At 56.8% G+C, this 19,914-nt stretch carries 17 protein-coding genes; 13 read left to right on the forward strand and 4 right to left on the reverse strand.

Translation table 11 applies throughout. The annotated features are described in order from the left end of the window. Window positions 1–39 precede the first annotated feature (39 nt). The 3 genes from CLV83_RS13335 (at window position 40) to CLV83_RS13345 (ending at window position 3,306) form a co-directional block, all read left to right on the forward strand. The gene (locus tag CLV83_RS13335) at window positions 40–1,095 is read left to right on the forward strand and encodes an aromatic ring-hydroxylating dioxygenase subunit alpha (protein WP_132293174.1); all 1,056 of its coding nucleotides are present in this window, start codon (window positions 40–42) and stop codon (window positions 1,093–1,095) included. Between the two features lie 70 nt (window positions 1,096–1,165). Next, entirely contained in the window at window positions 1,166–2,119 is a 954-nt protein-coding gene (locus tag CLV83_RS13340; protein WP_132293176.1) for a PDR/VanB family oxidoreductase, read from the forward strand. 155 nt (window positions 2,120–2,274) lie between these two features. Next, window positions 2,275–3,306 (forward strand): TRAP transporter substrate-binding protein, encoded by a 1,032-nt coding sequence (locus tag CLV83_RS13345; RefSeq protein WP_132293178.1) that lies wholly within the window; start codon window positions 2,275–2,277, stop codon window positions 3,304–3,306. 57 nt (window positions 3,307–3,363) lie between these two features. On the opposite strand, the gene CLV83_RS13350 is transcribed toward CLV83_RS13345, so the two are convergent. Further along, window positions 3,364–4,272 (reverse strand): LysR family transcriptional regulator, encoded by a 909-nt coding sequence (locus tag CLV83_RS13350; protein WP_165900311.1) that lies wholly within the window; start codon window positions 4,270–4,272, stop codon window positions 3,364–3,366. Between the two features lie 152 nt (window positions 4,273–4,424). On the opposite strand from CLV83_RS13350, the gene CLV83_RS13355 reads away from it, so the two are divergent. The 4 genes from CLV83_RS13355 (at window position 4,425) to CLV83_RS13370 (ending at window position 8,747) form a co-directional block, all read left to right on the forward strand. Next, complete coding sequence (locus CLV83_RS13355) at window positions 4,425–5,399, forward strand: Bug family tripartite tricarboxylate transporter substrate binding protein (protein ID WP_132293182.1); 975 nt, start codon at window positions 4,425–4,427, stop codon at window positions 5,397–5,399. 17 nt (window positions 5,400–5,416) lie between these two features. Further along, window positions 5,417–5,863, forward strand: coding sequence for a tripartite tricarboxylate transporter TctB family protein (locus tag CLV83_RS13360; protein WP_132293184.1), 447 nt, complete (start codon window positions 5,417–5,419; stop codon window positions 5,861–5,863). 23 nt (window positions 5,864–5,886) lie between these two features. Further along, the gene (locus CLV83_RS13365; protein WP_132293186.1) at window positions 5,887–7,368 is read left to right on the forward strand and encodes a tripartite tricarboxylate transporter permease; all 1,482 of its coding nucleotides are present in this window, start codon (window positions 5,887–5,889) and stop codon (window positions 7,366–7,368) included. Between the two features lie 77 nt (window positions 7,369–7,445). Beyond that, the gene (locus CLV83_RS13370; protein ID WP_132293188.1) at window positions 7,446–8,747 is read left to right on the forward strand and encodes an aminotransferase class V-fold PLP-dependent enzyme; all 1,302 of its coding nucleotides are present in this window, start codon (window positions 7,446–7,448) and stop codon (window positions 8,745–8,747) included. Window positions 8,748–8,843: 96 nt separating this feature from the next. Here CLV83_RS13370 and CLV83_RS13375 read toward each other — a convergent pair whose 3' ends face one another. Continuing rightward, window positions 8,844–9,779: a DMT family transporter gene (locus tag CLV83_RS13375; RefSeq protein WP_132293190.1), complete on the reverse strand. Its 936-nt coding sequence runs from the start codon at window positions 9,777–9,779 to the stop codon at window positions 8,844–8,846. 200 nt (window positions 9,780–9,979) lie between these two features. On the opposite strand from CLV83_RS13375, the gene CLV83_RS13380 reads away from it, so the two are divergent. Further along, window positions 9,980–10,579 (forward strand): FMN-dependent NADH-azoreductase, encoded by a 600-nt coding sequence (locus CLV83_RS13380; protein WP_132293192.1) that lies wholly within the window; start codon window positions 9,980–9,982, stop codon window positions 10,577–10,579. 10 nt (window positions 10,580–10,589) lie between these two features. Here CLV83_RS13380 and CLV83_RS13385 read toward each other — a convergent pair whose 3' ends face one another. Further along, the gene (locus CLV83_RS13385; RefSeq protein ID WP_132293195.1) at window positions 10,590–11,522 is read right to left on the reverse strand and encodes a LysR family transcriptional regulator; all 933 of its coding nucleotides are present in this window, start codon (window positions 11,520–11,522) and stop codon (window positions 10,590–10,592) included. Window positions 11,523–11,709: 187 nt separating this feature from the next. On the opposite strand from CLV83_RS13385, the gene CLV83_RS13390 reads away from it, so the two are divergent. Beyond that, entirely contained in the window at window positions 11,710–12,444 is a 735-nt protein-coding gene (locus tag CLV83_RS13390) for an MBL fold metallo-hydrolase (RefSeq protein WP_132293198.1), read from the forward strand. A gap of 344 nt (window positions 12,445–12,788) precedes the next feature. Here the strand turns inward: CLV83_RS13390 and dacB are convergent, their stop codons facing one another. Continuing rightward, window positions 12,789–14,228 carry a D-alanyl-D-alanine carboxypeptidase/D-alanyl-D-alanine endopeptidase gene (dacB, locus tag CLV83_RS13395; protein ID WP_132293201.1) on the reverse strand — a complete coding sequence of 480 codons (1,440 nt, stop codon included), beginning with the start codon at window positions 14,226–14,228 and terminating at the stop codon, window positions 12,789–12,791. 451 nt (window positions 14,229–14,679) lie between these two features. Between dacB and codB the strand changes: the two genes are divergently transcribed. From codB to CLV83_RS13415, 4 genes are all read left to right on the forward strand, one after another. Further along, complete coding sequence (codB, locus tag CLV83_RS13400) at window positions 14,680–15,936, forward strand: cytosine permease (RefSeq protein ID WP_132293204.1); 1,257 nt, start codon at window positions 14,680–14,682, stop codon at window positions 15,934–15,936. Window positions 15,937–15,957: 21 nt separating this feature from the next. After that, on the forward strand, window positions 15,958–17,211 hold the full coding sequence (locus CLV83_RS13405; protein WP_104004441.1) for a PucR family transcriptional regulator: 1,254 nt from the start codon (window positions 15,958–15,960) through the stop codon (window positions 17,209–17,211). A 10-nt stretch (window positions 17,212–17,221) separates the two neighbouring features. Next, entirely contained in the window at window positions 17,222–18,472 is a 1,251-nt protein-coding gene (codA, locus tag CLV83_RS13410) for a cytosine deaminase (protein WP_132293207.1), read from the forward strand. Window positions 18,473–18,841: 369 nt separating this feature from the next. After that, the gene (locus CLV83_RS13415) at window positions 18,842–19,882 is read left to right on the forward strand and encodes an isopenicillin N synthase family dioxygenase (RefSeq protein ID WP_132293210.1); all 1,041 of its coding nucleotides are present in this window, start codon (window positions 18,842–18,844) and stop codon (window positions 19,880–19,882) included. The last annotated feature ends 32 nt before the right edge of the window (window positions 19,883–19,914 follow it).

Here is a 19,914-nt window from a genome sequence, read left to right on the forward strand (position 1 = left end):
ATACATAAATACAAGAAACACCAATCGAAGGAGTCTGTCATGTTCACCAAGAACTGCTGGTACGTGGCCTGTACACCCGATGAATTCGCCGAGAAACCGCTCGGCAGACAGATCTGTGGCGAACGTATCGCGTTTTTCCGCAACACCGACGGCAAGGTCGGCGCCGTTCAGGATTTCTGCCCCCACCGGGGCGCACCACTATCCCTGGGTTATGTTGAAGATGGCGGACTGGTCTGCGGCTACCACGGCCTGAAGATGGGCGCCGACGGCAAGACACTCTCCATGCCGAAACAGCGCGTGGGCGGTTTTCCCTGCGTTAAAAGCTATCCTGTTGAAGAGCGCTACGGCTTCGTCTGGGTCTGGACCGGCGATGCGAGCCTGGCCAACACCGATGACATCCCCGTGCTGCACTGGGCCGAAGATCCAGAGTGGGCCTACGGTGGCGGCCTCTACCACATCAACTGCGATTATAAGCTGATGATCGACAACCTCATGGATCTGACCCATGAGACCTACGTCCACTCCACCAGCATCGGCCAGAAAGAGATCGACGAAGCGCCGGTTAAAACCAAGCTGGTCGATGGCGAGGTGCAGACCGTGCGCCATATGGAAAACATCAAGGCTCCGCCCTTCTGGCAGGCTGCGCTAACAGCCAATGGCCTGGATGCTAACGCCGACGTAGACCGCTGGCAGATCTGCCGCTTCAACCCGCCCAGCCATGTCATGATCGAAGTCGGTGTCGCCATCGCCGGCAACGGCGGTTACGAGGCCGAGGCTCAGCACAAGGCCAGCAGCATCGTGGTCGACTTTATCACCCCGGAAACCGAGACCAGCCACTGGTACTTCTGGGGTATGGCGCGCAACTTCAAGCCGGAAGACAGTGCGCTGACCGACCAGATCCGCGAAGGCCAGGGCCAGATCTTCTCCGAAGACCTGGAGATGCTGGAGCGCCAGCAGCGCAACATTCTCGAGTTCCCCGAGCGCAACCTGCTCAAGCTCGACATCGATTCTGGAGGCGTTCAGGCGCGCCGAATCATCGACAAACTGCTGGAAAAAGAGCAGCAGGACAGCAAGATCACCAGCGTCAGCGCCTGACGCTGGCTGCCGGGATCGGCTATATAACTAGAAAAAAGCCCGCCCGCATGTCGGGACAGGAGACAGTGCTGTGATAGATGTAAAGGTCGTCAGTAAACGCTACGAAACCGACGATATCTGCCTGCTTGAACTGGCCCGGCCGGACGGTTCCGCGCTACCTAGTTTCAGCGCCGGTGCACATATCGACCTGCACCTGCCGGGCGGTCTGGTGCGCCAGTATTCCCTCTGCAATCACCCCGGCGAGAGCCATCGCTATGAGATCGGTGTACTGCGTGACCCGGAATCCCGCGGCGGTTCCAGCACCGTGCATGACCAGGTCAATGAGGGCGATACACTGCAGATCAGCGAGCCGCGCAACCTGTTCCCGCTGGAGCACAGCGCCGAGCATCACCTGCTGATCGCCGGCGGTATCGGCGTGACGCCGATTCTCTGCATGGCTGAACGCCTGGCGCATCAGGGCGCCTCGTTCGAGATGCATTACTGCACCCGCAACGCCGGGCAGACCGCATTCCGCACGCGCATTGAGCAGTCGGACTTTGCTGACCGGGTGAGCTTCCACCACAGTCGCGACGAGCCCTCCACTCGCATGGATGCTGCAGCACTGCTGGCCTCCCCGAAACCGGGCACTCACCTGTACGTTTGTGGCCCCAATCCGTTCATGGACCACGTACTGGAGACAGCCCAGGCCGCCGGCTGGGGGGATACCCAGCTGCATCGTGAGTACTTCGCCGCCGAGGCGATCAATCACGATGACGACGGCGCCTTTGAGGTACAGCTCGCCAGCAGTGGCGAAGTGATCGAAATACCGGCGGACAAGTCGGTACTCGAAGTGCTGCTCGACAAGGATATGGATGTACCTTTTTCCTGCGAAGAGGGCGTCTGCGGCACCTGTGCCGTGCGCCTGCTTGAGGGGGAACCGGATCACCGCGATGTGTTCATGACACCCGCGGAACATGCCAGCAACGAGGAGTTCGCGCCTTGCTGCTCACGTGCCAAAAGTAAAAGACTGGTGCTGGATATCTAAGGGCTGCATAAAGCTGTTCATGCAGCCTTAAGCACCCATGCTTAAAGTGACTTCAACCGATAACGACAACCCACAATTACAACCCCATAACAACAACGATGCCTGATCGCTCACACCTTTGAGCAGGGCTCTATAACAATAAACAGGATCATCGAATGAAACTGACACAGCTTGCTGCCGCCGTCGCCACCACCGCAACCCTGACTCTGGGCGCTGTCCAGGCCCAGGCCGCGGACGTCACCCTGCGCTTCGGCCATATCTGGCCCGCCGTGGCCGGTACCCACAAAAACATCTTCCAGCCCTGGGCCGACCAGGTGCAGAAAGAGTCCGACGGTCGCATCGAGGTAGAGATCTACCCGTCAGGCACACTGGCCAAGCCGGCGGCCCAGTACGACTCGGTTAAAAACCGCATCATGGACGTGACCGCTACCGTCCAGGGTTACTCCGCCAACCGTTTCCCGCTGACCCAGGTTGTCGAACTGCCGGGCGTGGTCAAGACCGCCGTGCAGGGCTCCTGCGTACTGCAGAGCCTGTACGATGAAGGCCTGATCGCCTCCGAGTATGAAGATACCCACCCGCTGTTTTTCTTCACCCACGGCCAGGGACACCTGCACTCCACCGACAAACTGGTAAAAGTACCGGCTGACCTTGAAGGGATGCGCATCCGCCGCCCGACCACCGTGGTGGGCGACATGCTCTCCCGCCTGGGTGCCCAGCCGGTTGGCATGCCGGCTCCGGAAACCTACCAGTCCGCCCAGCGTGGCGTGATCAACGGCATCATGTTCCCCTGGGAAGGCCAGCTTTCCTTCCGCCTGAATGAACTGACCCCGTACCACACCGAAGTGGGCGGTCTATACTCCCTGTCGTTCATCGCCACCATGAACAAGGACGTCTACAACGGCCTGCCGGACGACCTGAAGCAGGTCATCGACAACGCTTCAGGCCAGGCCTGGGCGAAGATCGCCGGTGTTAACTACGACAACTCCGACGATACCGGCCGCCAGCAGGCGCTGGACGCTGGCGACGAGATCTACACCGTTGAAGGCGGCGCCGAAAACCCGGCCTGGAAACCGGTGCTGGATGAAGCCACCGAAAGCTACCTGGCTTCCCTCGAAGAGAAAGGCCTGCCAGGCCGCCAGGTTTACGCCCGTGCACTGGAGCTGAGCAACAGCTGCCCGACCGAGTAAACCAGCATCAATAAAGAAGCAGCCAGTCGGCTGCTTCTTTATTTCATCACTGGATAACTAATGTAAAAAGGGAGTCGTAAAGTCGGCGGCCCGCGAAATCTCCTCCACCAATTTATCTACAGCTTTGTTACCTCCATGGTCTCTGGTTAACAGATAGTAAGTCATATCTGGCAACTCGGGATGCGTTTTGATCTCCACCAAGTCCGTTGGTTTCGATAGGTTCATAACAAACCGCTTTGGTAACACACCTATTCCGTACCCTGCACTGATCAGACCTACCAAGGCGACCAGGTTATTAGCGATCATCGTAGGTACCAGAGTAGCCCCTTTCTCCGACAACCATTCATTAATCCCTTGTGCGTATGATGACTCTTTCCCCTGAACGAGAATATTAAATTTATCCAGGTTATGAATAGGGACCTTACTGGGACTCCGAATAAACTCGGAGCGACCTATAAAAGCAATTTCTACGCTGCGTAGAACCTCAAATTTGTGGTTTTTTTGTTTCAACAGAGCACTATCGATAGGCGCTACCACAATATCCAGATCACCATCCTCAAACATCCGATAGAGGTTACGGCTCATATCGATCGTAATCTCTAGATTGATCAGCGGATAGGCTTCCGAGCACTCACGAAAAAACTGCGGAAGCCAGGTCAAAGCACAGAGATCGGTGAACCCTGCACGGACTCGCTGTCTTCCTGCCGCCGCCTCATCTTTCATTTGTAAAATACGATTGGCACTGCTCAGCGTGTCCCTGGCCAACTGCAGCAACCTCTCACCATCCGCCGTCAACCTGGCAGTACGCTTCGAACGATCGAAGAGCCTGAGTCCAGAAGCCTCTTCAAGTTCTGTTATTCGTTTCGATATTGTCGATTGAGTCGCATTCAGTCGCTTAGCGGCAAGCTCAAAAGTACCTAGCTCCACTATTTGGACGAATGCCTCGAGCTGTTTAAGTGTAAGCACGACCAAACCATTCTATAAATCGATTAAATACTATCGAAACAATTCACTTTTTTCACCATTGCTCATCACCCTATGATTGATGACGTTCGCAACGCCCCCAAAAAAAACGATGAAATATAATAACCACTTAGACTCATTTAGAAGGTAACGCGATGTTTAAAAAGGCTTTTCTTAGTGCTTCCGCAGCCATTCTGGTTGGTGCCCTGACGGCTGGAAGTGCAATGGCAGCAGGCTACCCCAACAAACCGATCAAGATGGTTGTTGCTTTCGGTGCAGGCGGCAGTACGGACACTATGGCGCGAATTTTCGCCAAGTACGCTGAAAAACATCTCGGCGAACGGGTTATCGTGGTGAACAAGCCCGGAGCTGGTGGCGAGCTGGGTTGGACCTTCCTGGCCAACTCCAAGGCGGACGGTTACACCATCGGCCTTATCAACTCTCCTGTCGTTGAGGTTTACCCTTTTACCCGCGCCGAAACCGTGGGTTACAGCATGGACGACATCCGTCCGCTAGTTAACGTCGTTACCGACCCAGGCGTACTAGCGGTAAAGGCTGACGGCCCATTCCAGACTCTTACGGACTTCATCGAGTTTGTTCAGTCACACCCCAACGAAGTTACCGTGTCACACGAGGGTATCGGCGGTGACGACCATCTGGCCATGATGTCCTTTGCCAACAAAACAAACACCGAAATGAACATGGTTTCCTTCAGCAGCAATGCTGAGGCCACCGCCGCCCTGCTCGGCGGACATATCGATGCGTTTGAAGGCAACATGTCCGAGGTTTCCGCCCAGATCAATTCCGGCACAATCAAGGCGCTGGCCGTATGGTCTCCGGAACGTCTGGATGCCATCGCCGATGTTCCGACTGGAGCAGAGCAGAATGTTGATCTGATCGCCGCAGCCTCCCGCGGGCTCGCCGTACCTGCTGGGGTACCCGAGGACGTCTATCAGAAGCTGGTAGCAGCCTCTGAAGCAGTCATCAACGATGAAGAGTTCAAGCAAGAACTGGTTAAGTTGAACATGCCTCTGAATCCGATCTACGGCTCTGATTATGTAGATTTCCTGCAGGACAGCCATGATTCACTCAAAGCTATTTGGGACGTGAATCCTTGGGTTAAAGACTGATAGGGATTTTTCTTATCATGAGTTTGCTAATTGTTGATCGCATACTGGCAGTTTCGTTTTCTATCTTATGCGCTCTTTTAATTGTTGCGGGTCATGATATGCGTGGTGGCGCCGGCGTAATGCCGGTGTCCATCGCGGTATTGGGCCTGATAACCAGTTTAATACTAATAGCACAGAAAAAGCCATCTATAGCAGATGAGGAGATGCATCATCCCATTAACTGGAGAAGGTTCCTGCTCTGGTGTTCACTTTCAGTGATCACCATCGCTGCTATACAGGATATAGGATCGTTTATAGCCATACCCTCTTTTCTATTTTTTAGCTTCTATCTATTAGGCAAGATTGAAGTTAAAAAATCGATTTTTATATCCTTAATATTTACGGCCTTTATCTACTTCACATTCGTTCAACTTCTTGAAGTTCCTTTGCCCAATGGGATCTTATCCGACTGGTTGGATATATAAGAATTAGGTAAGTAGAGTTTAAAATGGATAATGTATTAATAGCACTCTCAAACCTGGCGTCTATAGATGCGGTTATCACGCTTCTTATAGGAACGCTGGCCGGAATGATGATCGGCATGCTACCTGGTCTTTCTTCGACCATGGGTGTAGCGCTTTGCATTCCAATCACATTCAACATGCCACCCGAACTGGCATTGATCCTTCTCGGCGCCGTCTATGTAAGCTCAGTGTATGGCGGTTCCATAACGGCCATTCTGCTTCGAACCCCAGGTACCGACGCATCCATCGCAACCGCCCTTGACGGCTACCCCCTGGCATCCAAGGGACGCGGTAGCGAAGCAATAGGCATGGCGACACTGAGCTCTCTGTTTGGTGGAACAGTCAGCGTCATCATTCTTATCGCTGTCGCCCCGCTGCTTTCAAAGATTGCGCTTGCGTTTGGCCCCCAGGAATACGCCTTGCTGGCGATCTTTGGCCTGGTAACCATTATCGGGGTGGTCTCCGACAACCCTGCCAAGGGACTAGTAGCCGCTCTGGCCGGCCTTGCACTGGGCCTCGTGGGTCTGGATTCATTCACTGGTGTACCACGCTTCACTTTCGGGCACAGTGAGCTCTTTGACGGCGTCCCGCTGCTACCGGTTCTAATTGGACTTTTTTCCGTGTCTCAGGCGTTCAACCTGTGCATTCCTGCAGAAGCCGGGGTGCTTAAAAAAGACAGCATCGTCAACGTCCATGGCCACCTGCCATTGATCAGCGATATCAAACGATGCTTTCGCAGCATGGCGCGCTCATCGCTGATAGGCACATTCATCGGCGCCCTGCCGGGGGCCGGCACAAGTATCGCCGCTTTCATTTCATACAATGAAGCACGTCGAAAATCCAAAAATCCGGAGAACTTCGGTAAAGGCGAACTCGAGGGTATCGCGGCCTCGGAATCGGCCAACAATGCCGTAACCGGGGGAACCCTGATCCCCACGCTGACCCTCGGAATCCCCGGCAATGCGGTCACTGCAGTTTTTGTCGGTGGCCTGACGATTCATGGAATGATCCCAGGTCCGGACCTATTTACAAATTTTGCAGATATCACCTATACCCTGCTCATTTCACTGCTGATTGCGAATGTTTTGTTTGCCGTGATGGGTATAGCGTTAAGTAAATACCTCGTCAATGTAACAAAAATACCCGGATCAATACTTGGACCCATTATTCTAATTTTCAGCATCGTGGGTACCTACGCGCTCAGAAACGAACTATTTGATGTCTGGCTGGCCGCAGCTTTTGGTCTTATCGGTTACTTTATGGAACGCTGGAAATATCCAACAGCCCCGTTGGTTATTGCTTTGATTCTCGGGCCGATTCTGGAAGTTAACTTTAGACGATCCATGCAGATTTCTAACTGGGACTACTCAACATTTTTCGACAGTTATTTATCCCTGGCCATCATTTCATTGGTGGTTCTCTCCGTCGCTTACCCTCTATGTAAAGCGTGGCAGAAAAACAGATAAAACGGTAATCGAAATAATCCCAGAGCTAAGCACCTAATTTAAAAATACTCCATACCGGGTATTTAAAGGCTGAATAAATGACTATCGAAACTTGCACAGATGATAGCCTCACCTCCAAGGCTTCATCACCTATCTCGAAATCGCTGTTAAAAAACATTCGCGATCGTTTTTACTACGCGGATAGCTGCCCGTTTGAAGGGCCCAGAATCTATTTTGAAAACGCTGGCGGTTCCCTGACGTTAAAATCGGTCATACAGGTGACCAGCGATATCGGCTGCATTCCCGACAACGAGCACCGCGACAACAAAGCTTCCGCCGCGCTATCCAAGGTAGTGGAACAGGGTAAACGGGACCTGGCGAGGCTGTTCGGTGCAACCAAGGGTACGGTGTTTGGCGGCGAAACCGGTACGGAGTGTCTTTTTCGCCTGATCAGAACTGCCTCACTGGAAACTCCTGAGGGAGGCTCTGTCCTGTCCTGCTCACTCGAACATCCGGCCACCTACGATTCGACTCAAATCTGGGCGAAAAAGACCGGACGCGAGTGGATTGAGGTCCCCTTCGATGTCCGTACCGGTGTGGTTACCGCAGAGCACTACGCGCAGAGCGTCCGGCCGGACACCCGAGTTGCCACTATAATTCATACCAACCCGGTCACCGGTATGGTTATGGACGTCAAATCGATCACCGAGGCCATCCGCAGTATCGCCCCTGACTGCTACATCATAGTGGATGGCATTCAGCACGCACCTCACGGTGTGATTGGCGTAGATGATCTGGATATAGACGCCTACGTCCTCTCGCTGTACAAGGTTTTTTCCAAGTTCAACAACGGCTACGCATGGGTCTCCGAACGCTTCACTCAGCTCCCCCACGACAAACTGCTGGGTAAGCCGGCAGACGCATGGGAACTCGGTAGCCGGGATCCTTCGGCACTGGCGGCGGTTTCCGAAGTAGTGAACTATCTCGAGTGGCTTGGGCTGAACTTTATAACTGATGAGCAGCCGGTCCCTGCACTGGAAGCCGCGGGCAAGGCTATGTTTGCTCACGAACGCCACCTGGTCGACGCGATTCTCAATGGCACCAGTGGCCTGAACGGGCTTAAGAGCTACGACAACATCCGGGTGATTGGCGACCTGGAAAAGGGTCATCACGAAAGTGTCGTATCCTTCTCGGTAGACAATATAGAGTCCAAGGATATTGTGACCATGCTTTCGCATCACAATATTCGCATCCATGCCCGCTCGGCAGATGCCTATTCCGGGAATATCCTCCGCCCCCTCGGCCTAACATCAGTGGCACGCGTTTCGCTGGGACATTACAACAGTTTGGAAGAGGTCACTGCACTGCTCGCTGCCCTGGAGAAAATCCTGAATAAATAGATCCTCAAGCACTCAGCGAGCCAGTTGCCTGGCCAAGAATCCGCTGCGAACACGTTGATAAAACTGAGTGGTGCCTCCCGCGGGAGGCACCACTGTTTATCGTCCTGCCAGTGCAGGGTTCACACTCCCCCGCTCCGATCCAATCAGCCAGAACACGGTTACCAGCAGCAACCCGAGACTTATCCAGGTCAGCAGGTTTAAATCCGCACTCCCCGCATAGAGCGCCAGCGCCAAGGATACCAGCGGCGTCAGGTAGCTGTAGGCCGCGACGCTACTCGGCATCAGCACCTGCATGGCGCTCTGCAGTATCCAGAAGGTCATAAAGCTGGCGAACAGGGCAAGTAGTCCCAGCACGGCGATGTCACGCAAGCCGAGCAGCTGCCAGAAGCGGTCGCTGTCACCGCCTTCAAACTGCGCCAGCGCCATCATCAGCAGAGTGCCGATTAACAGGCTCCAGAAGGTAGCCAGCAAGGGATTGGCCGGCAGCCAGTCACGCAGCACCAACACCCGGGAAGAAACCGAATACGCCGCAGAGCAGGCGCAACCGGCGAGAAACAGCCATTCCCCCAGCCCGAAACCGTTGAAGGAGCCGGCACGACCCTGCAGGTTCAGTCCCAACGCCCCCGCAGCGCCCACCAGCAGCACCAGTAGTCGGCCAACACCCGAGCGCTCGATACCGGCTAGACGCGCCAGCAGCCAGGCGATGGCGGGCAGGGACACAAACAGGGCCGCCACCGACAGCGCCGAGGTCAGATTCAGCGCTGCAAACTGGGTACCGAAAAACGCCGCCAGGAATACGCCCAGCAGTGTGTAACCGCCCCAGGCCTTGGCGGTATTGGGCAACCAGCCCTGCTGCCGGATCACCCAGGGCAGCATCAGCGCCGCGGACATAAAGAAACGCAGCACCGTCAGCCAAAGTGGCGACAGCTCGCGGTCAAAGGTCGCGGCAAGCGGGAATGAACCGCCCACCAGCAGCGCCCAGAGCAGCATCATCAGGTGCGCCCCGAAGGTGGTTTTCATCAATCTGTCCATCGTTAACTTCCTGTTCTACCAATTGTTTCGAACTCGCGCAGGCCTCGTCTGAGAACTACAGAGCTTGCTGATGGACAGGATGCGCTGCGCCGCTCCCGGCAAGGTTTAAAGATTAAAAGAGGCGTTCGGATTTTCTGACTCCGCTGGTTGGGCGGCCGCTTAGCCTGAAAGCTCATTAACGATCCAACGAGGAAAACCTGATGTCTGAACTTCTTTATCTGGCCACCAGCGCCAACGCAGAACGCAGCCGCTCATCCCTGCTGTGCCAGCGCTTTATCGAGCGCTTTATCGGCAACCGCCCCAGCTGGAGCAGCTTGACCCGAGACCTGGTCAGCAATCCGCTTCCGCATCTGGGCCCACAGCAGTGGGATGCATTGCGTCTCGACCAATATCAGTTGAATAACGAACAGCGGGAATACCGCGCCCTTTCCGACCAATTGATCCGCGAGTTCGATAAGGCCAGTGTCGTGGTCATCGCCCTGCCACTCTATAACGCTGGCATTCCGTCACAGCTAAAAGCGTATTTCGATCTTCTGGCGCGGGCCGGGATCAGCTTTGAGTTCACTGCAGATGGCCCCCGTGGCTTGCTGCGCGACAAGGATGTGTACCTGGTATCCACCCGCGGCGGTATCCTGGCACCTGAGGATGATCACCAGATACCGGCGGTGGAGCAATTGCTGAATCTGGTCGGTATCACCCGTGTTCACCGGATCATCGCAGAGGGCCTGGATCTGTCACCGGAAAGCGCAGACAGCGGTCTCGCCAAGGCCTGGCAGCAACTGGCGGCACTGGCCTGCTGAGTACAGTCGATCAGGCCTGAGATGTCGGCGGCAGTCCCGACTCACAGATACTGAGCAACTGGTGCCTTAGCCAGCGGCTGCGCGGGCTGTCATTGGAGGGCGCCCAGACCATATCGAAGGTGAAATTGGGGCAACCCAGGGGTGGCTGGTTAATCTGCACGCCAGGCGGAATCCGCAGCGTTGGTACCAGACTCTCTGGCAGCATCATCATGCAGGGCAGCTGCTCTAGCATATTCAGGCAAGCCTGGTAGTTGCTGGCCCAGGCCACAACGCTGCGGCTACGGCCCAGCTGCTCCAGCCACATATCCACCATATTGCGCGGCGATTGCCAGGGCGACGGATAAACATGCAGCGCATCGCAATACTCATCCATATCGATCTGTCGGGGCCGGTTACCCCGCGCCATACAGACAAAGCGATCTTCAAACAGCGGCTGACGCTGGAGCTGGGGATGCAGCTGAAAATAGGCGCCTGGCCCCGGCACACAGAGCAGATCCACCTTACCCGCCAACAGCTCTTCTGTGGGTAACTTTTCGCGCAGTTTCTGCACATGCAGAATCCGGCGTGGCGAGCATTCCAGCGCCGCCTTCATCAACCTGGGTAACAGCAGCAGCTCGAACGCCTCAGGCACGCAGAGCTCCAGTGGTAGTTCCCGGTCATCCTGCTCCCCCAGTCCCTCCGCCGAGCGGTTGATCGCCTCCAGCGCGTTGCGCAGATAGGGTTCGATATATACCGCGCGCGCCGTGGGCAGCAGGCCGCTGCTTTCGCGCACGAACAGTTCATCATTAAGACTTTCCCGCAGCCGCTTCAACGAATAGCTCACCGTGGGCGGACTGACACTAAGTTCATCGGCCGTTTTACGGGCGTTGTGCGTCTTGAACAGCAACAGGAAAATGGCGATGTCCTGAACGTCCAGTTTACGCAGCAGGTTATTGTTCAGCATGACCACTCACTCAGCCTGGCGTTGATGGTTGGCGTCGATAGTTGATAATTGTCTCTCGCTAGCACCCTACCCTCAGACTGGCGCGGGCCCCCGGTTGCTCGAACCAACCCCAAGCCACACACTGAAGCCTGAAATGTTAAGCCTGATCATCGCGATAACGGCTTAGACTGCAAGGAGACCAGTTTAAATGAAGCTACCCACAGATACCGCTTGGTATGAAACGAAACGGATCGAAAACGATATCACCTGGATCTACGAACCGGCGATCAATCCGTTTTTTCGCTGCAATATCTGGCATATCAAGGGGCGCGAACGCGACCTGTTGATCGACTCCGGCAGCGGCCTCTACAGCCTGCGTGGTAGCGTCGCAAGCCTCGCCGAACGACCTGTCACGGCGGTAGCTTCCCATGCCCACTTCGACCATATCGGCTGCCATCACGAGTTTGACCACTGTCTGGCACATCCCGCGGAGCTGCCGGTGCTACTGGCTCCTGATCCCCACGAAACCCTGGCTGACCGCTATGCCACCGCGGAGATGTTTGACCAGCTGCCGCCGGGCGGTTTTGACGCCCAGCGTTACAAAATTGAAGCCACCGACGCGGACAGGGTGAAGCCCCTGGAGGCGGGAACCCGCCTGGATACCGGTGACCGTAGCTTTGAAGTTCTGCACCTTCCCGGCCACTCCCCGGGTACCATCGCTCTCTGGGATGAGCGCAACGGCGTGCTTTTCAGCGGCGATGCTATTTACGATGGAGAACTGCTGGCAGATAACCATCACTCCGATATCGATGACTATATCGACAGCATGCGCCGCCTGCTGGAACTGCCGGTGAATCAGGTCCATGGCGGGCATTTCGATAGCTTTGGCCGCGATGCTTACCAACGGATTATCCGCGAGTTTCTGGCCACCTACGATCGCTGAGAACGCGGATCAGGTTATCTGCAGAGCAGGTGGTATCACATCCCACTCCCTGCAGGAAAGCCTGACGACACCGCATGCAGAGATCATCCAGATCAGCATACGTTTTTAAGCAGGTTTCGCCTGCTGGCGAGATAAGGTACTTGTGCGGACAGGCACCTTATCAATCCCAAACCGCCCCTAAACCTTGGTCGGCTGCGCCAAAGGGGGGGTAGATCGCTGCGCTCAGGCAGCGATGAGACATCGAACTTCTATCTCAACCAAAGCGCAAGAAACGCCTATCCCCAATTAGATGATCACCACCTCCTCCGCTGGAGGTTTAGGAGCATCAACAATGCCGGGACCGATCAACCCCGATTATGGATAGTAAGCAGCAGGTTGCGCTCAAATTCGGCCCGGGCCCTGCGCATCTCTGCCGGATCATCCCCACGGGCGATGCCCGATACCATCAGCACAAACAGATAGCGTTTTCCCGATGCCGCCTGGAGAAAGCCGGCCAGGTTGGAGGAGCCGTTCACGGTGCCGCTTTTGGCCCGGATGGTTCCGCTTAGCGGCGCTTCGCGCAGGCTGCGACGATATTTCAGAGTGCCGCTCTGTCCCGCCACCGGCAGCGCCTGGTAGGCCGCCATCTGCGGATTACGGTTCAGAAAGCTCAGCACCGCGGCCAGCTGTTGAGCACTGAGCTGATTATCCCGCGACAGACCCGAACCATCTTTCAGGGTCGTTACCCCCAAATCCAGCCCCGCCTGCTCGCGCAGGACCTGGATAACCTCGCGGGCACCCACCTCGAATGAGCCTATGCCACTGCGCTGCGCGCCAAGGGTTTTCAGCAGGTTGTCGGCATAGAGGTTATCGGAGTGCTGCAACACCTGCTCCAGCAGGCTTGCCAGCGGCGCAGAGCTGACCTGCGCCAGCGTCTGCCACTGCTCGCCGCTGGTGGATTGCTCCAGACGGCGTGTTTTGCCGGTCAGCACAATACCGCGCTGATGCAGCTCCTGCTGCAGGATATCGCCCAGGTAAGCGGCCGTATCATTGACCGCAAAGTTAAGCGGCCAACGTCGCTGCGCTTTGGTGACACAGCCGCTCAGCTGATAGCGGTTGCCAGGGCCGCGTTCCATCCTCAGATCGCAAAGGCTCTCTTTCTTTTCGCTGGCACTGACCATCTCTACATCAGCAGCGGCCGCCACCGGCTGATGTGCAGGCACAAACAGACGCGCCTTATTACCGTTAACCTTGGTATCCAGGCTCGCCGCGACACAGTTGTGTTCGATGGTGAAGGCAGAAGCCGGTGCGCTGTAGCAAACACCCAGGTTATCCCAGGGCCAGCCCCGTGCCCGCTCGTAGCCGCTGAATACACGGCCATCGAGCAGCAGATCGCCATCGACCCGCGTAATTCCCCTGGCTTTCAGCTGATCCAGCAGCTCGCCCAACTGCGCCCGACTCAGGTCCGGCGCGCCGCTCAACTGCAGCTTAAGATCGCCACGCCAGTTGCCGTTCTGCGCCCGGCCCTGGCCCAGCAGCGTTGTCTTGAAGCGATAGTCAGCACCGAGCTGCAGCTCAGAAGCCAGGGCGGTAAGCAGCTTCTGGGTGCTCGCCGGCGGTAACAGCAGGTTGGTGTTGTATTCCGCCTGCAGTACGCCACCATCAAGCGGCTGCACCAGTAACGCGACCTGAGTTCCCTTGGGCGATTGCGCCAGGGCCGCGTCCAGTTCAGGGTTAGTGGCCGCTCGCAACGGAGCGACAGCGGTAAAGAACAGCAGTGAAAAACAGAGAACGCGCAGCAACATTATTCTTCCTGATTAATTGTTTCTCGATGAATGGCTTTCTGATGAATGACTTCCCGATTAATGAACAGCAGCGAGAAATAACACCGGACCGCAACAGCAACATGCATCCACCGGCTGCAGCCTTAAGCATAGACTCGCGACACTCTGATCTCCGCAAGCTACGCCAAGTTCCTCCCAAAACCGTCCGGCCACAACAGGTCCGGTCAAAACAGGAGACACGCTCCCTGATGATACATTTCATGAACCAGCGCGGGGCAAGAACTCTTTGTTACAACAGAACGTCTCTCCACACCCCTCAAGATACTGTGCATAGTGCACAGATTATTGACGTCACCCTTGCCGAAATCGACAATCGCGCGCAACCTTTGCCACCGCTCCAAATAATGGAACGAGCCTTGCTTCGTGCGTGGTGTAGAAAAGGACAACTCTAATCATTCATGCGGAGCACGCTATGGAAAACTCAGATTACCCATTGAGCGAAGTGCCCAACAGCGAACGCAAAGGGCTGCTCTCCACCTCTGTTGTACTGCTCGGCTTTACCTTTTTCACCGCCACCATGTGGGCGGGTGGATCACTCGGCACCGCCTTCGACTTCGGCGAGCTGATGCTGGTGATCCTGATCGGCAACCTACTGCTGGGCGCCTATGCGGCGGGTCTGGCCTATATCGCCTGCAAAAGCGGGCTGAATTCGGTGCTGATGGGGCGCTTCTGCTTCGGCGAGATCGGTAGCAAGCTGTCCGACTTCGTCCTCGGTTTCACCCAGATCGGCTGGTACGCCTGGGGTACAGCGACCATCGCCGTGGTACTGGTAAAAACCACCGGCATGCCAGAATCCCTCGAAATTCCGCTGATGATTCTGTTCGGCATGGCGTTTTGCATCACCGCCATGATCGGCTTTAAAGGTCTGGATCTGCTGTCGCGCTTTGCCGTGCCGGCGATGATGCTGTTTATCCTGATCAGCCTCTACACCGGCATGGTCGATGTGGGCGGCGTCTCCGGCCTGCTCGGCAAGAGCCCGGCTGAAAGCATGAGTTTTGCCGCCGCCATCACCGTGGTGATCGGTACCTTTATCAGCGGCGGCACCCAGGCCACCAACTGGAGCCGCTTTGCGAAAACGCCCAAGATCGCCGTGATCGCTACTCTGGCTGCATTCTTCGTCGGCAACGGCCTGATGGTGCTGACCGGTGCACTGGGCGCAATGATCTACCACCAGGCGGATATCGTCGATGTGATGCTGGCTCAGGGCTTTGTGGTTCTCGCTGTGCTGATGCTGTTCCTCAACATCTGGACCACCCAGGACAACACCATCTACAACTTCGCTGTCGCTGGCTGTAACCTGCTGCGTACCGACAAGCGCAAGGTGGTTACCGTGGCCGGCGCCGCTATTGGCACCGTGCTGGCTGTCGGTGGCATGTACAACCTGCTGATTCCCTTCCTGGTATTACTCGGTACCTTCATTCCGCCCATCGGCGGCGTGATCATGGCGGACTTCTGGGTGAACCATAAGGGCAAGTATCCGAAACTCGCCGATGTGAGTCTGCCGGCGTTTAACTGGATTGGTCTGGGTAGCTACGTAGTGGGTTCCGCCGCGGCTTACTTCTCGCCGGTGCTGCCGCCGCTGGTGGGCGTAGTCGTTGCCGCGCTCTGCTACAGCGTGCTAGTCAAAATGCCATTCGCCAGCCCTGCGCTGGACCCGGCGGAAGGTTGATATCGCTGATATGGCATTGATATGGGAATAAGCTGCGCCGATATACCGCGCCTGCCCGGCCTGGAAGAGATTCGCTTCCGGGCCGGTCTGCAGGGCGGCAACCGACCTGTCCGCTGGCCCTATGTGGCCGAGAACGACTGCATCGCTCCCTGGGTTCGGGGCGGCGAGCTGGTGTTCGTCACCGGTATCAACCTGCCGCGCTCGGAAGCCAACCTGAAGCAATTGGTGCATGAGGCAGTCGAGCATCAGGTCGCGGGACTGGTGATCCTCACCGGCCCCGAATTTATCCGCGAGATTCCCGCTGGCGTGCTGGAGCTCGCCAACTCTTTGAATTTCCCGATTCTGGAACAGCCCTACTCGCTGAAGATGGTGCTGGTCACCGAGGTGATCTCCAACGCTATCGTGCAGGACAACCTGATCGGCCAGTCCACCAAGCTGTTCCTGACCCGGCTGATCAACGGCTTTGCCGATGCGCCGGAGCTTATCCACCTGCGCGCCGCAGAGTTGGGCCTTAACGATGACCGCCCCTACGCGGTGGTTTCCGTGCGCATTTCCGGCTTTCACCAGCGCCTGCTCAGTGAAGACAAGGATCAGCACTGGCAGTTGATCCATCAGCGTAACCAGCTGGAGCAGCAGTTCGGCGAGCTGCTCAAACGACGCGGCATCGACTGGCCGATCCTCGTTCTGGAGCAGGATCTGATCGCCATCTGGCCCGCCGAGAAGGACCACGCCAGTGCTCTCGCCGACGAGATAGACTCCGCGCTGAATCAGTTGCAGAACCGGATGCCGGAGCTGCACTTGTACGCCGGCGCCAGCGATCTGCAGCCGGGCCTGAGCCAACTGTCATCTGCCGTGGAACAGTCGCGCCAGGCGGTGCAGTTCGCCGTGCAGCACGGTGGCCAGCGGCTGTTTTTCTACGATCAGCTGGGCATCGCCCGGCTGTTCGCAGCGATCCCCCAGCGCAACCTGCTGGCCCAGTTTTGCCAGCAGCAGCTCGGCAGTCTCTGCTTCGCCCGCGACGACCAGTCGCTGATGCTGAAAGAGACCCTGACCCAGTACCTGAATCTGTTCGGCAACCAGCAGCAGACCGCCGAGAGCCTGGGTATTCACCGCAACACCCTCAGACACCGACTGAAACGGATAGAGCAGTTGATCGGCCACCGCCTGGGCGATGCCTTCGTGCGGCTCAACCTGCAGAACGCCCTGCTGATCGAGCAGATCCTGTTTCAGCACCACAATATCGACAGCCAGCTCCCCACGCTGGGAGATCACTGAAGAGGTTCCCATGAAAATCGTTAACGCCCGTCTGCGACAGAAGCCCCAGCTCCACACCCTGGAGATCACCGCTGGGCTGTTCAGCCAGATCAGCGAGCAGAGCAGCAGCATCGAATGCCCGGAAGGCGCCATCGACGCCGGCGGCATGCTGCTCTGCGCACCGTTTGTCGAGCCGCATATCCACCTGGATGCGGCGCTGACCGCCGGCGAGCCCAACTGGAATCAGAGCGGCACCCTGTTCGAGGGGATCGAGCGCTGGAGCGAGCGCAAGCCGATGCTGAACGAGGCCGATATCCGCCGCCGCGTGCTGGAGACCATCGAGCTGCTGGTGCAGAACGGCGTGCAGCATATCCGCACCCACGCGGATATCTCCGACCCGAGCCTCGTCGGTTTGAAAACACTCTGCACCCTGCGTGACGAGCTGAAGGACAAGATCGACCTGCAGGTGGTGGCCTTCCCCCAGGACGGGCTGCTCTCCTTCCCCAACGGACTGCAGTTGATGGAGGAGGCGCTGGAGTTCGGCGCCGATGTGGTAGGTGGTATTCCGCACTTTGAATACACCCGCGATCTGGGTGTGGAATCGATGAAAACTGTGATCGAGCTGGCGAAGAAGTATGATCGCCTGGTCGATGTGCACTGTGATGAGATCGACGATCCCAACTCCCGCTTCCTTGAGGTGCTGGCCTGCGAGGCGCTGTTCAACGAGCTGGGTTCGCGCGTCACCGCCAGCCACACCACGGCGATGCACTCCTACGACAACGCTTACTGCTCCAAGCTATTCCGGCTGCTGAAGAACTCCGGCATCAACTTTATCTCCTGCCCCACCGAGAGCATCCACCTGCAGGGCCGTTTCGACACCTATCCGAAACGCCGCGGCCTGACCCGGGTGAAAGAGCTGCGCGAAGCCGGCATCAACGTCTGCTTCGCCGAGGATTCGATCTTCGATCCCTGGTATTCCCTGGGCAACGGCAAGCTGCTGCGCAGCCTGGATTTCGGCCTGCATATCTGCCAGATGATGGGTTATCGCGACTTCGAGAGCGCGCTGGACCTGATCACCGACAACAGCGCCCGTACCCTGAATATCCAGGATCGCTACGGCATCGAAACCGGCAAGCCGGGCAACTTTATCCTGCTCGACGGTGAAGACGACTACAGCGTGCTGCGCAAACAGGGCGACGTGCTGCTGTCGGTGCGCCTGGGCGAAGTCATCATGCAGCGCGAACCTGCTCGAGTGACCAGCGCTCGCTATATTCAGGACTGATTAATTCCCAACTACATAAGCGGGCCGGAGTGCACAACGCCGGCCTGCTCCCGACCTTACCATGCACCATCTCAGTGCAATCCCATATTTATCAACACCCGTCCCCTTTTCAGCCCTGAATAATCCTTAATCAGCCGCTCCCCGTTCTGCTGAGAAAAAACAAAAAAACTGTGCAACCTGCACAGAATTCCATAACAAAGACTGTTCAATCCAAACCATCCTACTTTTCCCGCCACCGCCCCATTCAGTTGGTATGCACCTTGCTCTAAGAGCTTCAACAGCAACGCCGCTGACCGCATATATAGCGAACAAAGTGCACAGTCAGCCAGCAGAACAGCACGAACCCAGGACTAAACCCAGGAAAGAACCATGGCCACAGTGATCACCGGCAACGGCCCCCGTGCCGTCAACAGCAACGACCTGGACAGCCTGACTGTCCCCTTCTCTTCCATTCCGGTTATCGACTTTTCCGCCATGTATTCCGATGATGCCGACGCCCGCCGTGCCGTGGGCGCAGAAGTGCGCAAGGCCTGCACAGAGGTAGGTTTTTTCTACGCCAAGGGCCACGGCGTGCCGCAGCAGGTGATCGATAACACCTTCAAGGCCGCACACCAGTTTTTCGATCTGCCGCTGGAAGAAAAAGTGAAGGTCGACATCTCCAAGTCACCGAACCTGCGCGGCTACACTGGCCTTCTTGAGGAGAACACCAACGTTGAGGGCCTCGGCGATGTGCACGAAGGTTTCGATATCGCCCTGGATCTTCCTGAAAACGATCCCGACGTGATCGCCGGCAAGTTCGGTTACGGTCCGAACCAGTGGCCGGAAAACCTGCCCGGCTTCAAGGAAGCACTGCTCGCCTACCAGAGCGAGGTACTGGACTTCGGCCAGAAGATCTTCGCCGCCTTTGCCCTGGCACTGGAGCTGGAGGAAGATTTCTTCGTACCCCTGAGCACCAAGCCAATGGCTCAGATGCGCGTGCTCTCCTACCCGAGCCAGGATGGCCCTATCGACGAGCGCCAGATCGGCATCGGCCCGCACTCAGATTACGAATGCTTCACCGTACTCTGCACCGATGAAACACCTTCACTGCAGGTGCTGAACTGCGCCGGCGAGTGGATTCAGGCTCCGCCTATCCCCGGCGCGTTTATCGTCAACGTGGGGGATCTGATGGCCCGCTGGACCAACGGCTACTTCGCCTCGACGCTGCACCGCGCCATCAACAAATCCGGCAAGGAACGCTTCTCTATTCCGTTTTTCTACGGCACCAACTCGGACGCCCTGATCGAGGTTCTGCCCTCCTGCCAGAACGAAGACTGGCCGCCGCAGTTCGAGCCGATCAAAACCAGCGATTACATCCAATCGCGCTTTAACGAGACCTACGCCCATCGCGCTGCGGAGGAGAAGTCCTGAAGGACCTCTTCCCGCCGAGCCCGTTACCTTGA

The sequence above is a fragment of the Marinobacterium mangrovicola genome (assembly GCF_004339595.1).
GTDB classification, from domain to species: domain Bacteria; phylum Pseudomonadota; class Gammaproteobacteria; order Pseudomonadales; family Balneatricaceae; genus Marinobacterium_D; species Marinobacterium_D mangrovicola.